Raw genomic sequence first — 15,716 nt, 5'->3', positions numbered from 1 at the left:
CCTATTTCTGCCAATTTGGGCTGCGTTTTTCAAAAAATGCGCTAAGACCTTCTTGTCCTTCGTCTGATACACGAATACGCGCAATACGCTCTGCTGTTAAATCGATTAGTGTTTCATCAATGGCTTTACCCGCAACATCATTGATTAGCTGTTTGGCTGCTTTCACTGCAATAGGCCCATTATTAACAAGGCTTTGCAAGTGCTTGTCTAATGCTGTTTGTAAGTCACCGGTCACTTGATGAATTAAACCTAATTGTTTCGCTGTGTGTGCATCAAAGATTTCTGCGGTTAAAAAGTAACGGCGTGCAGCACGCTCACCAATCGCTTTGATCACATACGGACTAATCACAGCTGGAATTAAACCTAACTTCACTTCGCTTAAACAAAATTGTGCATCGTCTTGGCAAATAGCAATATCACAACAGGCTATTAAGCCTAACGCACCACCAAATGCAGCCCCTTGTACGGCACATAGCGTTGGATGAGGGCTTGTTGCAAGCACATGCATTAATTTGGCAAGTTGCTTTGAATCTGCGAAGTTTTCTGCAAAGTCATTGCCAGCCATCGACTTCATCCAATTTAAATCAGCGCCTGCAGAAAAATGCTTACCTTGTGTTTTTAATACCAAAGCACGTACATCACAGCTATTGGCGTGCTCAATGCACTGAATGAGTTCGCTAATCACGTCCTCATTAAATGCATTGTGTTTTTCTGGGCGGTTTAAAACGAGGACAGCCACATTTGATTTTGTTATTTGTAGTGTTACTGACATACGGCCTCCATTACATTCTAAATACGCCAAACTGAGAATCACGCTCTGGGGCGTTTTTAGCAGCACTTAAAGCAAGACCTAACACATTACGTGTATCGGCAGGGTCGATAATGCCATCATCCCACAGTCGTGCACTGGCATAATATGGATGACCTTGTTTTTCGTATTGCTCGATAATTGGCTTTTTAAATTCGCTAATTTGCACATCAGTCATGCTTTCGCCTTTGCGTGCTAAACCGTCTTGCTTCACTTGAGCAAGTACGCCAGCTGCTTGCTCGCCACCCATAACCGAAATACGGGCATTAGGCCACATCCACATCATTGTTGGTTCAAACGCTCGGCCACACATACCGTAGTTACCCGCACCATAAGAGCCACCAATTAACACGGTGAATTTGGGTACATCAGCACACGATACCGCGGTAACCATTTTGGCACCGTGTTTTGCGATACCTTCTGCCTCGTACTTTTTACCCACCATAAAGCCGGTGATATTTTGTAAGAAGACTAAAGGGATATTTCGCTGCGCGCACAACTGAATAAAGTGCGCACCTTTTTGAGCTGATTCACTAAATAAAATGCCATTGTTAGCAACGATACCAACAGGGTGGCCAAAAATTTTCGCAAAGCCCGTTACCAAGGTTTCACCAAAGTAGCGTTTAAACTCATCAAATGATGAGTCATCAACCACTCGTGCAATGACTTCACGTACATCAAATGGCTTTTTAAGATCAGTACCAACAATGCCGTAAATCTCGTTAATGTCGTAACGTGGAGGTTTTACGTCTTCAAGTAATGGTGCAGTAGGGCGCTGATAATTAATGCGCTCAATACATTGACGTGCAATAGACAGTGCATGTGCATCGTTTTCAGCATAGTGATCGGCCACACCCGATGTTTTACAGTGCACATCGGCACCGCCTAGCTCTTCAGCGCTAACTTCTTCACCTGTTGCGGCTTTTACAAGCGGTGGACCCGCTAAGAAAATAGTGCCTTGTTCTTTTACGATAATGCTTTCATCTGCCATTGCAGGCACATACGCGCCGCCAGCAGTACATAAGCCCATTACCACCGCAATTTGCGGAATGCCTTTACCCGACATACGTGCTTGATTATAGAAAATGCGACCAAAATGCAGTTTATCTGGGAATACATCGTCTTGTTCAGGCAGGTTTGCACCGCCCGAATCAACTAAATAAATACACGGTAAATGGCAACGCTCTGCAATGTCTTGTGCGCGCAGATGCTTTTTCACTGTTAGTGGGAAATATGTCCCTCCTTTAACAGTGGCATCGTTGGCGATAATCATACATTCAACGCCTTTAACACGACCAATACCCGCAACAACGCCTGCACATGGAATCGCTTGCTCGTAAACACCAAACGCCGCAAATTGAGAAATCTCTAAGAACGGCGAACCTTCATCTAATAATGTTTCGATACGATCGCGTACAAATAACTTACCACGGCCAACATGGCGTTCTATTAAAGCAGGGCCACCGCCTAAGCGGATATCGGCCACTTTTTCACGTAAGTCGTTTACAAGGGCAGCCATGTTATCGTGATTTTGCAGAAATTGCGGATCGTGTGGATTAACACTCGATTTTAAAATCGTCATAACTTTAATCCTTATCGGCTTTCAGTGAATAATTCGCGACCAATCAGCATACGGCGGATTTCAGAAGTACCCGCACCAATTTCATAAAGTTTAGCGTCACGTAATAAACGGCCTGTCGCGTACTCGTTGATATAACCGTTACCGCCTAAGATCTGAATTGCATCTAATGCCATCTTAGTTGCCAGTTCTGCCGCATATAAAATGGCACCAGCCGCATCTTTACGCGTTGTTTCACCGCGATCGCATGCGCGAGCTACCGTGTAAACATATGAACGCGCTGCATTCATTTGCGTGTACATGTCGGCAATTTTGCCTTGAATTAATTGGAATTGACCAATTGGGCTATCGAACTGTTTACGTTCATGAATGTACGGTACAACAATGTCCATACAGGCTTGCATGATACCAAGTGGACCCGCGGCTAATACAACACGCTCGTAATCAAGGCCACTCATTAAGACTTTTACGCCTTCGTTTAAGTTACCTAAAATGTTTTCTTCTGGTACTTCACAGTTTTCAAATACAAGTTCACAAGTATTCGAACCGCGCATACCCAGTTTGTCTAGTTTTTGTGCGGTAGAAAATCCAGGTGTGTTGCGCTCAACGATGAAAGCAGTGATCCCTTTAGGGCCTGCATTTAAATCGGTTTTGGCATAAATAACGAACGTGTCAGCATCGGGACCATTGGTGATCCACATTTTGTTACCGTTAAGAACAAATACGTTGCCTTTTTTCTCGGCCTTTAATTTCATTGATACTACGTCAGAACCTGCATTGGGTTCACTCATAGCAAGCGCACCAATGTGTTCACCGCTGATAAGCTTTGGTAAGTATTTTTCTTTTTGCGCTTGTGTTCCATTACGGTTTATTTGGTTTACACATAAGTTTGAATGAGCACCATAACTTAGGCCAATTGAGGCACTTGCACGGCTAATTTCTTCCATGGCAATAACATGTTCTAAATAGCCTAAACCCGCACCGCCAAATTCTTCAGCTACCGTCATTCCTAATAAACCCATTTCGCCAAGTTGTGGCCAAAGTTGATTTGGGAACGTGTTGTCTAAATCTGTTTGTTCAGCAAGAGGGGCAATCTCTTGGCTTGCGAAGCTATTAACGTGATCACGGATCATGTCTGCGGTTTCGCCAAGTCCGAAGTTCATTTCTTTATAAAGTGAAATAGTGCTCATAATATGTGTTCCTGTGAGAGTCTGTTGACGCGTATAAAAAGGGTGTCAGGTTATTCGTCTAGGTTATTGAGGGTTTCACGACAGCGACGTTCAGCGGTGACTAATTCCATAAGAACAACTTTAATGTCGTCCATTTGTTGGCTTAAATCCGCTTTCTTTTCTGCAATAAGGTCAAGCATAGTCACTAACTGTTTAGCGCTTGATTTATCTGCGTCGTAAAGTTCAAACAAACGGCCGGTTTCGGCAAGTGTAAAGCCTAAGCGTTTACCTCGTAGGATCAGTTTTAGCCTTACTTTGTCACGTTTCGAGTAAATACGGGTTTGACCGTTTCTCTCAGGTGAGATCAAGCCTTGGTCTTCATAGAAGCGAATAGAGCGCGTTGTAATATCAAATTCTTTTGCTAGTTCGCTGATACTAAACGTTTGCTCATTGCTGGCAGGCTCGACTGCTGCACTTTCAAAGTTTGTTTGATTGTCTTGTTTCATGATTTATTTACCTCATTCGAATAACACCAATATAAGTGAAGTTTACGTAAAGGTAAAGTGTCATTGTGAAGTTATACTTTAGACTTATAAGGTTAGCGCTTAAAATTTATTGCAGCGCCTTATTTATATGGCTTTGTGAGGAAATGTTTGATTTTTAATACAGCAAAATACAGATAAGTTTACAGTTTTACCGGCCGCAAAAAAGTTGATTTTAGATTTACGTTGGCGTAAACGTAAATATTATGTATGCTGAATTAAATCGAAATTAAACTATAACAAATTAACTGTTTGGTTACACATGATTTGAACACATGATGATAACCACTAACATGGAGCCAATTATGACTACTGAAGCCGTTGTTATTGTTGCCGCAAAACGCACACCTATGGGTGGGTTTATGGGCGCACTTAGTGGCGCACACGCAACTGATTTAGGGGCGACTGCCATTAAAAGCAGTTTAGAGCACGCGGGATTATCTGCGGATAAAATCGACGAAGTGATTATGGGCTGTGTATTACCGGCAGGTTTAGGTCAAGCACCAGCGCGTCAAGCAATGTTAAAAGCGGGCCTAAATCAAGGCACCGGTGCAACGACGATCAATAAAGTATGTGGCTCAGGTTTAAAAGCGGCGATGTTCGCGCATGATCTAATTAAGTCTGGCTCTATTAATGTTGCTGTTGCTGGTGGTATGGAAAGCATGAGTAATGCGCCTTACATGCTACCTAATGCACGTGGTGGTATGCGTATGGGTCACGGTGAAGTAAAAGACCACATGATGTGTGATGGCCTCGAAGATGCCTATGACAACAAAGCAATGGGCTGTTTCGCACAAGACACCGCTGATCAATATTCAATTGGCCGTGAACAAATGGATAACTTTGCATTAAGCTCGTTAACCAAAGCCAATGCCGCCATTGAATCAGGTGCGTTTGAGAGCGAAGTTGCTGCACACACTATTTCAACGCGTAAAGGCGATGTAACGGTTTCTATTGATGAGCAACCAGGTAATGCTCGCCCAGATAAGATCCCAGGCTTACGTCCTGCATTCAAAAAAGATGGCACTATTACGGCGGCTAACTCGTCGTCAATTTCTGATGGTGCTGCTGCTCTTGTATTAATGCGTGAGTCTGACGCACACGCACAAGGTTTAACACCGCTTTGTCGCATTGTAGCTCACAGCACACATTCACAAGCCCCTAGCGAGTTTACATTAGCACCTGTTGGTGCAATGAAGTCTTTACTAGATAAAGCAGGTTGGTCTGTAGAAGACGTTGACCTTTGGGAAATCAATGAAGCATTTGCCATGGTAACTATGCTTGCAATCAACGAGCTTAAACTCGACGAAAGCAAAGTGAATGTTAACGGCGGTGCATGTGCATTGGGTCACCCAATTGGTGCCAGCGGCGCACGTATTTTAGTCACCCTAATTCATGCATTAAAGAATCGTGGTCTAAGCAAAGGCGTTGCCTCACTGTGTATTGGTGGTGGTGAAGCGGTTGCGATGGCCGTCGAAGCTATTTAAGCATTTTTTAGTCTCTCACAGCCGCAACGTATTTTAAAAACTATCATGTTGCGGCCTCTTAATACCCACTGGGGAGGAGTGCCTCATGCACCAAGTACCTTTATTTATCAACGGCGAATTTACCCAATCAAGTTCAACGCACCTTATTGATGTTATTAATCCTGCAAACCAAGAAGTTTTAGCACAAGTGCCTTGTGCAACAGATGCCGAAATGGATGCCGCAATTGCTTCGGCTAAAGAAACGTTTAAAACGTGGAAAGAAGTACCTATTTCTGAACGTGCGCGCATTATGATGAAATATGCCGCGTTATTAAAAGAAAATCACGATGAGTTAGCAACGATTATTTGTCATGAACTGGGCAAAACATTCGAAGATGCGAAAGGTGATGTATGGCGTGGTATCGAAGTTGTTGAACAAGCCGCAAATGCACCTTCGTTAATGATGGGCGAAACCATGGAAAACGTGGCGCGTAAAATCGATACATATTCGTATATGCAACCGCTTGGTGTGTGTGCTGGTATTACGCCGTTTAACTTTCCAGCGATGATCCCACTGTGGATGTTCCCACTGGCTATTGTGTGTGGTAACACGTTTATTCTTAAGCCATCAGAGCAAGACCCACTTACACCAATGCGTTTAGCTGAGCTGTTTGTTGAAGCAGGTGCCCCTAAAGGTGTTTTACAAGTTGTTCATGGTACTAAACCACAAGTAGACCGCTTACTAGAAGACCCTGCTGTACGTGCAATTTCATTTGTGGGTTCGTGTGGTGTCGGTGAGTATATTTATTCAAAAGGCACTGCGAATCTTAAACGCGTTCAAGCTTGTGTTGGCGCCAAAAACCACATGGTTATTATGCCTGATGCGAGTAAATCACATGTTGTAAACAACCTAGTAGGTGCTTCGGTTGGTGCTGCGGGTCAGCGTTGTATGGGTATTTCGGTTGCTGTTTTTGTTGGTCAAGCGAAAGACTGGGTTGATGAAATTAAAGCGGGTTTTGAAAACGTGCGCCCAGGTGTGTGGGATGATGCGAATGCAGCATATGGTCCGCAAACATCAAAAGCGGCAAAAGACCGTATTTTATCGCTTATTGCTGGCGGTAAAGCACAAGGTGCAACCTGTTTAATTGATGGCTCAGACTTTACTGTTGAAGGGTATGAGCAAGGTAACTGGGTTGGTCCAACGTTATTCACTGATGTTACAACCGAGATGGATTTATACAAAGAAGAAATCTTTGGTCCAGTACTGGCGTGTATGTTTGTTGATACGCTTGAAGAAGCAATCGCGCTAATTAATAACTCACCATACGGTAATGGTACGTCATTATTTACCTCAAGCGGTGCAGCCGCACGTAAATTCCAACACGAAATCGAAGTAGGCCAAGTAGGCATTAACGTGCCAATTCCGGTGCCACTGCCGTTTTTCTCATTCACTGGTTGGAAAGGCTCTTTCTATGGTGATCAACACACGTATGGCAAACAAGGTATTCGTTTTTACACTGAAACGAAAACCATTACGTCTCGTTGGTTTGAGGACGATATTGCCTCGGGTCCAAACATGAGTATTAACCTTAAATAAGCGCCGGTAAGCGCGCTTTATAAGGAATGAGCGAGGCTGTCCTCGCTCTTTAAACACCGATTTATACAAAGAATAAGACAACAATTTAAGAGGTCTACTATGGACTTTAATTTAACCGAAGATCAGCAAGCCTTTGCTGAAACAGCCCGTCAGTTTGCAGAGTCTGAACTGGCACCTTACGCCGCTAAATGGGATCAAGAACACATTTTTCCAAAAGACACCATTAAGGCAGCGGGTCAGCTTGGTTTTTGTGGTTTATACACGCCAGAAGAAGCGGGTGGTTTAGGGTTATCTCGCCTAGATTCAAGCATTATTTTTGAACAGCTTGCGATGGGTTGTACAGCAACCACCGCCATGCTAACGATTCATAATATGGCAACCTGGATGGTAGCAAGCTTCGGTACCGATGCAGTAAAAGAAAAATACTGCGAACAACTTGTCATGGGTGAATTACTTGCCTCGTATTGCTTAACCGAGCCGGGTTCAGGTTCTGATGCTGCATCACTTAAAACAAAAGCCGTTAAAGAAGGCGACGAGTATGTGATTTCAGGCTCTAAGATGTTTATCTCTGGAGCGGGTGAAACTGACTTATTAGTGGTTATGGCACGCACCGGTGGTGAAGGTGCTGCAGGTATTTCGGCATTTGTGGTTCCTGCAGATGCAGCCGGCGTTGAGTATGGTAAAGCCGAAGAAAAAATGGGCTGGAATGCACAACCAACACGCTTAATTAGCTTTGAAGACGTGCGTATTCCTGCTGCAAACTTACTGGGTCAAGAAGGCGAAGGTTTTAAATTTGCGATGCAAGGCCTAGATGGCGGTCGTATTAATATTGCAACGTGTTCGTTAGGTACGGCGCAAGCTGCACTTAATACAGCGCGCGAGTATTTAAAAGAGCGTGAGCAATTTGGCAAGCCTTTAGCCGCTTTCCAAGCGTTGCAATTTAAAATTGCTGACATGAACACGGAGCTTGTAGCTGCGCGTCAAATGGTACGTTTAGCGGCGTTTAAACTGGATACGGGCGACAGCGAAAAAACCACCTACTGTGCAATGGCAAAACGCTTTGCCACTGATGTTGGCTTTAAAGTATGTGATGATGCACTGCAAATTCACGGTGGCTATGGCTATATCAAAGAATACCCACTAGAGCGTCATTTTAGAGATGTGCGAGTACATCAAATACTTGAAGGTACAAATGAAATTATGCGTGTGATTATTGCGCGCCGTATTTTAGCTGAATCAGCTAACGACATTCTATAAGGAGCGTACTATGTCTAATCCATCTATCGATCTTGTTATTGAAGGCAACGTAGCGGTGTTAACAATGAATAACCCCCCTGCGAATACCTGGACACACGATACACTTACCGCCTTAAAAGACACGGTGACAGAGTTAAATGCCAATAAAAACGTGTATGCATTGGTTATCACAGGTCAAGGCGAGAAGTTTTTTAGTGCCGGTGCCGATTTAAATGTATTTGCAAGTGGCGATAAAGGCGTTGCGGCAACCATGTCAAAAGTATTTGGTGATGCATTTGAAGCATTAACAAACTTCCGTGGTGTTTCAATTGCTGCGATAAATGGCTATGCCATGGGCGGCGGTCTTGAAGTTGCCCTTGCGTGCGATATTCGTATTGCAGAGCAACAAGCACAAATGGCGCTACCTGAAGCAAAAGTAGGCTTACTGCCTTGTGCTGGCGGGACGCAAAATCTTGCGTGGTTAGTGGGCGAAGGTTGGGCAAAACGCATGATCTTATGTGGTGAGCGTTTAAAAGCCGACAAAGCACTTGAAATTGGACTTGTTGAAGAAGTTGTTGCACAAGGCGAAAGTTTAAATGCAGCAATGGCGCTGGCTAATCAAGTAGCTGAACAGAGCCCTGTTGCTGTTACTGCGTGTAAAGAACTCATTCAAAAAGGCCGTACTCAGCCTATGGCTCATGCATTACCACTTGAGCGTGAACTGTTTGTTCAACTTTTCGACAGCAAAGACCAACGCGAAGGTGTGAACGCATTCTTAGAAAAGCGTAAAGCAAACTGGGTAAACGGCTAATGAGTAATTTAACACTACTAAATCATCAAGATGCGCCAGTGGTGTTCGAAACTGCAGAGGCCGCCAGCGGCCTCATTGCAATTGCAACACTTAACGCGCCAAAGTCGTTAAATGCATTAAATTACGACATGATCCAGTTACTTGAGCCACAGCTTAGAAAGTGGGCTGACGATGACTCAGTAGCGATGGTTATTTTAAAAGGTGCAGGTGAAAAAGCGTTTTGTGCCGGTGGCGATGTGGTTAGTTTACACAAAGCGATGAGCACAGGTGAGCCTGCCAGCTACATTGAAGATTTCTTCACGTTAGAGTACAAGCTTGATTACCTAATACACTGCTACGAAAAACCCATTATGTTATGGGGTAACGGTATTGTGATGGGCGGGGGCCTTGGCTTAATGGCGGGGGCAAGTCATCGAGTCGTAACTGACACTTCTCGAATCGCGATGCCTGAACTTACTATTGGCTTGTACCCAGATGTTGGCGGCAGTTACTTTTTACATAAAATGCCAGATCAAGTGGGCCTATTTTTAGGTTTAACGGCGGCCTCTATTAATGCCGAAGATGCATTATTTGTAAACTTAGCCGATCATTATGCAACGGCCGATAAATTTGATGCCATTTTTTCTGCTATCACTGCTGAAAAATGGGGTAAAACAGCCTCATTAAACCATGAAAAGCTAACTCAAATTTTAGTCTCTATCGATAACATTTCAGGTCGAGTACCAAAGGGGAATGTGAAAGCTAACCTAGCAGTTATTCAAAAGCTTGCTGAGTTTGAAACTCTAGAAGACAAAATTGACTATATCCAAGCAATCGACACAGAAGATAAATGGCTGTCACGTGCTCAAAAATCGTTGGCACATGGTTGCCCGCTGAGTTGTGCATTGGTAGAGCGTCAACTTGCTGCATCGAAAGGCAAAACACTTGCCGAGTGTTTTAAAATGGAGCTTGGTATGTCGGTACGATGCGGTGAAGTAGGTGAATTTCAAGAGGGTGTGCGTGCTTTATTAATTGATAAAGATGGCGCACCTAATTGGCAATTTAAGTCACTATCAGACATTGAACCTGATTTACTAGAAAGCTTTTTTACATCACGCTGGGATGAGCAATCTCACCCACTCAATGTGTTAACCAAGGGGTAATACAGATGGCTAAATTAACAATAGGTTTTATTGGTTTAGGCAATATGGGTGGCCCAATGGCGGCTAACCTAGTTAATGCCGGCCACACAGTACGCGTATTTGATTTAAATAAAGCGGCGGTCAGCGAGCTTGAAGCAAAAGGCGCAATGGCCGCAAGCGATGCAGCTGAATGTGCTATTGGTGCCGATATTTTTATTAGTATGCTACCAGCAAGCAAGCATGTTAAGTCGCTTTATCTTGGTGAAACGGGCTTAATTAATTTACTAGATAGTAAAACACTGGTTATTGATTGCTCAACCATTGATGCTGAATCAGCTCGTCAAGTAGGCAGCGAATTGGCACAAAAAGGCATTGATTTTGTTGATGCGCCGGTATCAGGTGGTGTTGCAGGTGCAACCGCGGGTACGCTGACCTTTATTGTCGGTGGTGAGCAGCGTCACTTTGAAAAAGCCAAGCTTGCATTGGTTGATATGGGCAAAAATATTTTCCATGCGGGTGATATTGGTGCAGGCCAAGTGGCTAAAATATGTAACAACATGCTGCTTAGTATTTTGATGGCAGGGACAAGTGAAGCTCTGCAAATGGGCATTAATAATGGCTTAGACCCCAAAGTATTGAGTGACATTATGACCGCCAGCTCAGGCCGTAACTGGACCTTAGAGCTTTATAACCCGTGCCCAGGTGTGATGGAAACCGCACCGGCTAGTAATGATTATAAACCGGGCTTTATGGTTGATTTAATGGCAAAAGATTTAGGTCTTGCTATGGAAGCAGCCCAGCAAAGTAATTCATCAACCCCAATGGGGTCAATGGCTAAAAATTTATACACCATGCTGCAACACCAAGGTGCAGGCAGTGATGATTTTAGTGCCATTTTTAAATTATTCTCGAAGTAGGAGTGTGTTGTGGAAATTAAAAACAACAACATCGTTATTACTGGTGGTGCGCAAGGTTTAGGCTTTGCCATGGCCGAAAAGTTTGCATCGCTTGGCGCAAATATTTCGCTGATTGATATGCAACAAGACATCCTCGATACCGCGGTATCTGCCTTGGCTAAATACGGCACAAAAGTACAAGCCTATGTTGCAAATGTGACTGATGAAGATGCAGTCGTTACAACATTCAACACGATTAATAATGACTTTGGTCATATTGGTGTGCTTATCAACAATGCGGGTATTTTACGTGATGGTATGTTTATCAAAGCGAAAGAAGGCAAAGTGGTTGATAAGATGTCGCTTGCCCAATTTCAGTCTGTTATTGATGTAAACCTGACGGGCGTGTTTTTAGCCGGACGTGAAGCAGCAAGCCACATGATTGAGTCTGGTAAAGGTGGCGTTATCGTTAATATGTCAAGCGTTGCACGAGCAGGTAATATTGGCCAAACAAACTATGCTGCTTCTAAAGCGGGTGTTGTTGCCATGACAACGGGCTGGGCAAAAGAGCTAGGCCGCTTTGGAATTCGTGTGGGTGCAATTGCACCGGGTGTTATTCGCACTGCAATGACCGATGCAATGAAGCCAGAGGCAAAGCAGCGCATGATGGCTGTAACCCCTGTGGGTCGCTTTGGTGAAGCAGAAGAAATTGCACAAACGGCACAGTACATTGTTGAAAACGATTTCTTTACAGGCCGTGTTGTTGAAATAGACGGCGGTATTCGACTTTAATTTCAATTACCCATTGAATACCAAAACGGTAAGCTTAGCTTGCCGTTTTTTTGTTTTTAGATTAGGGTGAGTTTCTGATTAATAAGGAAATTACAATGACAACAGAGAACGTTAAAGCTTCACTAATGAAGGGAATAACTGCACAATTTACGTTAGGCAAGCATGTTATTGAATATTGGGGGTCAGCCTATACCGGTAAAGAGACCTTAAAAGTCGATGGTGAATTAATAAAAGAAGCCCGTAGTTTTAAAACTTCCTCTTGCCATGAATTTGATATTGATGGTAAAGCCTGCAAGCTAGATGTAATCGTAAAGCCCTTTAGAAAATCCACCGCAGTTATTTCATTAATGTGTGATGGCGTTTTAGAGCAAAGCTATCAGCTTAAGTACGGTACAATACGAAAAGTTGCATGGTATTTTAAAGCGATTCAACTTATGGCATTTTTTGCTCTAGGCTGGATGTTTATGAGCGACGTAATAAGTGTGATGGAGTTAATTATTCTGGCAGGCATCATTTTAACTGTTTCAGAACTGTTTTTTAAACAACATGGTTGGACCATTGAAGAGCAAAATCCTTGTAATTAACTTACCAACATTCAATAATTAAACGGCTAACAATGCCGTTTTTTATTTTGAGAGATGCAGTGAATCCCAAACAAATCCGCAATTTTTATATCAACGAAGAGCAGTCTGTATACTTACTGTCTCACCATGATGCAAAAAAGCACCGTCGATGGCTCAACATATGTATTAAGCAATTAACCTTGCTTGGTTACACGCAGGTTGAGCTAATTGGTTCAGGGGCTTTTGGCTTTGTTTTTGCGGGGATTGATGATGAAGGCGTGCCGTGGGTATTTAAGTTTTCGCGGATAACACTGGCACAAAGCGTTCGCGACCGCCTAGAAGACGAAGCTTACATGCTTTCTCAAGTAAATAACCCCTTGGTGCCGAAGTTTTACGCCTTTGAAAGAATAAAAAAGCAAGGCATCTTAATGATGGAACGCGCCCTTGGCGAAGATTTAGAAAAAATATCCATTAAGCAAGGGCGTTTTAGTGCAGCAAAAATTATGTCGCTAGCGCTTAAGCTCAGGAATGTACTGGTTGATTTGCGTGAGCACAAAAATGGCATTAGCCCACAACCCATTGTGCATGGTGATATTAAGCCTTCTAATATCGTGTATGACGAACAAAGTAATAAATTATCTTTGGTTGATTGGGGCAGTTCTGTGTATGCCCAAATCGACAGTGAAGGGAATCCGGTTGCCAGCAATTTTATGGATTTAATGTCGGCAGATATAAGCACCACCAACGCACGCATGGGCGATGTGTACTTTATTGGTGATGAGCAGATGTCGGGCGGTCAATCATCGCCACGGTTTGACGAGCAAGGCGTTGCATCAACCTTGTATGCATTAGCATCTGCGCAATCATGCCGCTTTGGCGCAAAAGTTATTCCTGCCACCAGTCTTAACTTACCCATTGAGCTTGCACGGGTAATTGATGGCATGCTTTCAAAAGATAAAGCAACGCGAGATGGTGCGGGCGATTACTTTATGCGTAATATGCCAACCATGGCTAAAGCATATTTACCAGAGCTGCCGCGTGAGGTGATACGCCCCTATATTCCCTACTGGTTTAGCGACATAGACGAGCACCCTGATACCGTAGTATACAGCTCGCGTAAACAGTTTTTGCGCCAAGCTGATCATAATCAACAACTGCTCGATGTAAATGATGCACAGCTTGATAGATACTATAAAGAGTTCTTATTTGATACCGGCGATACCGAAAAAGCATTTTTGGCGGCAATCAGTCGATTAGCTAAATACCCGGTAGTAGGGGGCTTAAGTTTTCACTGGAAAGAAAACTCCGTGTTTGTTGAGTCATCCTTAATTTTGCATGACGAAAGCTTAGGCACTGCCTTTACAGACGCTATAAATAATACCGTGATGCTTGCTCAAGGTATTGAACAAAAAGGCCTGTTTAAGTGTTGCTTATTCGATGCACGTAAAACTATTCAATTAGAACGTGACGGGACAGGGGCCTTTAAGTTTGAACATTTACCAGAGCTTGATTACGAAGTGATGGATGTACAGGCCTCTGATGTAACGCGACCACACTCGTACTTTGAAGACGGCAAAGACCCTGATGAGCAACTACAACTGCCTAAAAAAGTGATTAAATGCGTATTTGAGCTAAACCAAATACATCACACAGGCTGTATCATTTTTGAAGCTTTGCCAGATAGAATGAAAATTCACCATTACTACCGCTTACTTGACGCCAGTAAAGAACCTGAATTTAAGCGCTTACTTAGTAAGTTGATGCAATATGCTGTTAGCATTACCGATGTAGGCGTTGCTGGTTTTATGAAACTCCCGTATAAAAACACCCGTGAATTTGACTTATGTGCCAAACAACCCGATGAATTCTACCCACGGGATCCAAAAAGAGTCGCTCTTTAATGCGCTGGGCTTTACATCGCCAAACAAAGCCAAAAATACAGAACTCACTTTTTTACCTGCCACTTTATAAAGACGTCGCGTAAGTTGTTTTACCGCTCACTTAGCCATTTCTAATACCAATATCAATCCGCAGTAATAGATCATCATTTTGGTATCAACGATGTTTTATTGTCTCAAGAGTACTTAATTTAGCGAATTGGTACAATTTTCTTAGGTGCAATGCACTGATTTAAAGGGAGCAAAATTGGCTTAAGACTTAGTTTTAATTGATGGGTTTTAGGTGCGGGCACGGTAATTTACATAGCACTGTGTTTATATACAGTTTTGAGTGCTTGTGCCCAATAATATTAAGTACACTGTTTTGAAATGGATTTACGAAGTCTAAATATGCTTTTTAATTATGTGTTTACAAAGATGTTTATGTGTAGAAAGATGGGTGTATAAAAAACAAGTCATCAAATGCGTTATGAAGCAGTAAAGTGGTTGGGTATTAAAGGGCATGTAAGGAGTAATTATGACATTTGAAGATGCACAAAAAGATATGAATACTTCTTACTGTGGTGGCGGAACCGGCGTTTTAGCATCTGGGGTTATCTGGTGTTTAGCGGGGATAGTTGCACTTCAATACTCATATCAATCAAGCATGCTCGCGCTTTTTTTTGGTGGCATGTTTATACATCCTATCGCTATATTTTTATCAAAAGCACTGAAGCGTTCAGGAAAACATAATGCTAATAATCCGCTCGGAAAACTTGCTTTAGAAAGTACGATAATTTTATTTGTTGGGTTGTTTATTGCCTTTGCTGTAGCAACGTTAAAGCCTGAATGGTTTTATCCAATTATGCTAATGATAATTGGTGTACGTTATTTAATTTTTAATACTTTATATGGCACAAAAGTGTATTGGATTTTAGGGGCTCTGCTTATGATATCTGGCGCGCTGTGCATATTTTTCGCAAGTCATTTTGTAATTGGTGCGTTTACAGGGGCTGCATTAGAAATCGTGTTTGCGGTCGTTATTTTAAATCAATCAAAAAAATTGCATCTAAAAACAACATAACACGCCTTGCTAGTGTGAATTTTAACTGGCAGTTATACAGATTGGAGAAACATGGAAGAACTTTACCTAGAAATAGCGTTTACAATAGCGGTCGCTCTGAACCCTTATTAAAACGCTGTTTATAGTTAAATCGGTTGTCGTTCATGCCACAGCGATAAAACTCATTTTACAAGGA

14 protein-coding genes are annotated in these 15,716 nt (G+C 42.8%); 10 read left to right on the top strand and 4 right to left on the bottom strand.

Features of this window, described 5'->3' with window-relative positions:
• Window position 1: 1 nt before the first annotated feature.
• The 4 genes from BWD47_RS05435 to BWD47_RS05420 are packed head-to-tail and all read right to left on the bottom strand — an operon-like array spanning window position 2 to window position 4,062.
• On the bottom strand, window positions 2–772 hold the full coding sequence (locus tag BWD47_RS05435) for an enoyl-CoA hydratase/isomerase family protein (RefSeq protein WP_036968466.1): 771 nt from the start codon (window positions 770–772) through the stop codon (window positions 2–4).
• Between the two features lie 10 nt (window positions 773–782).
• Window positions 783–2,390, bottom strand: coding sequence for a carboxyl transferase domain-containing protein (locus BWD47_RS05430; protein ID WP_065979911.1), 1,608 nt, complete (start codon window positions 2,388–2,390; stop codon window positions 783–785).
• Window positions 2,391–2,401: 11 nt separating this feature from the next.
• Window positions 2,402–3,577, bottom strand: coding sequence for an isovaleryl-CoA dehydrogenase (locus BWD47_RS05425; RefSeq protein WP_036968459.1), 1,176 nt, complete (start codon window positions 3,575–3,577; stop codon window positions 2,402–2,404).
• 50 nt (window positions 3,578–3,627) lie between these two features.
• Window positions 3,628–4,062 (bottom strand): MerR family DNA-binding transcriptional regulator, encoded by a 435-nt coding sequence (locus BWD47_RS05420; RefSeq protein ID WP_036968456.1) that lies wholly within the window; start codon window positions 4,060–4,062, stop codon window positions 3,628–3,630.
• A 341-nt stretch (window positions 4,063–4,403) separates the two neighbouring features.
• Between BWD47_RS05420 and BWD47_RS05415 the strand changes: the two genes are divergently transcribed.
• The 10 genes from BWD47_RS05415 to BWD47_RS05370 all read left to right on the top strand — a co-directional run bounded on the left by BWD47_RS05415 (window position 4,404) and on the right by BWD47_RS05370 (window position 15,541).
• Complete coding sequence (locus tag BWD47_RS05415; protein WP_036968453.1) at window positions 4,404–5,585, top strand: acetyl-CoA C-acyltransferase; 1,182 nt, start codon at window positions 4,404–4,406, stop codon at window positions 5,583–5,585.
• Window positions 5,586–5,670: 85 nt separating this feature from the next.
• On the top strand, window positions 5,671–7,161 hold the full coding sequence (locus BWD47_RS05410; RefSeq protein ID WP_075593581.1) for a CoA-acylating methylmalonate-semialdehyde dehydrogenase: 1,491 nt from the start codon (window positions 5,671–5,673) through the stop codon (window positions 7,159–7,161).
• A gap of 99 nt (window positions 7,162–7,260) precedes the next feature.
• Window positions 7,261–8,418, top strand: coding sequence for an acyl-CoA dehydrogenase family protein (locus tag BWD47_RS05405; protein WP_036968447.1), 1,158 nt, complete (start codon window positions 7,261–7,263; stop codon window positions 8,416–8,418).
• Window positions 8,419–8,428: 10 nt separating this feature from the next.
• Window positions 8,429–9,208, top strand: coding sequence for an enoyl-CoA hydratase (locus BWD47_RS05400; RefSeq protein ID WP_065979914.1), 780 nt, complete (start codon window positions 8,429–8,431; stop codon window positions 9,206–9,208).
• Window positions 9,208–10,350: an enoyl-CoA hydratase/isomerase family protein gene (locus BWD47_RS05395; RefSeq protein ID WP_065979915.1), complete on the top strand. Its 1,143-nt coding sequence runs from the start codon at window positions 9,208–9,210 to the stop codon at window positions 10,348–10,350. Before BWD47_RS05400 ends, BWD47_RS05395 begins: the two co-directional genes overlap by 1 nt.
• Window positions 10,351–10,355: 5 nt before the next feature.
• Entirely contained in the window at window positions 10,356–11,246 is an 891-nt protein-coding gene (mmsB, locus tag BWD47_RS05390; protein ID WP_075593580.1) for a 3-hydroxyisobutyrate dehydrogenase, read from the top strand.
• Between the two features lie 9 nt (window positions 11,247–11,255).
• Window positions 11,256–12,017, top strand: a complete 762-nt coding sequence (locus BWD47_RS05385; protein WP_075593579.1) for an SDR family oxidoreductase — start codon at window positions 11,256–11,258, stop codon at window positions 12,015–12,017.
• 95 nt (window positions 12,018–12,112) lie between these two features.
• Window positions 12,113–12,601 (top strand): hypothetical protein, encoded by a 489-nt coding sequence (locus BWD47_RS05380; RefSeq protein ID WP_075593578.1) that lies wholly within the window; start codon window positions 12,113–12,115, stop codon window positions 12,599–12,601.
• Window positions 12,602–12,660: 59 nt separating this feature from the next.
• The gene (locus tag BWD47_RS05375) at window positions 12,661–14,481 is read left to right on the top strand and encodes a serine/threonine protein kinase (RefSeq protein WP_036968435.1); all 1,821 of its coding nucleotides are present in this window, start codon (window positions 12,661–12,663) and stop codon (window positions 14,479–14,481) included.
• Window positions 14,482–14,995: 514 nt separating this feature from the next.
• Window positions 14,996–15,541, top strand: coding sequence for a hypothetical protein (locus BWD47_RS05370; RefSeq protein WP_075593576.1), 546 nt, complete (start codon window positions 14,996–14,998; stop codon window positions 15,539–15,541).
• The last annotated feature ends 175 nt before the right edge of the window (window positions 15,542–15,716 follow it).

It is taken from the genome of Pseudoalteromonas sp. PAB 2.2 (assembly GCF_001938575.1).
GTDB classification, from domain to species: Bacteria; Pseudomonadota; Gammaproteobacteria; order Enterobacterales; family Alteromonadaceae; genus Pseudoalteromonas; species Pseudoalteromonas lipolytica.
The sequence above is the reverse complement of the archived record's forward strand: the minus strand, read 5'-3'. Positions and strand labels throughout refer to the sequence as shown.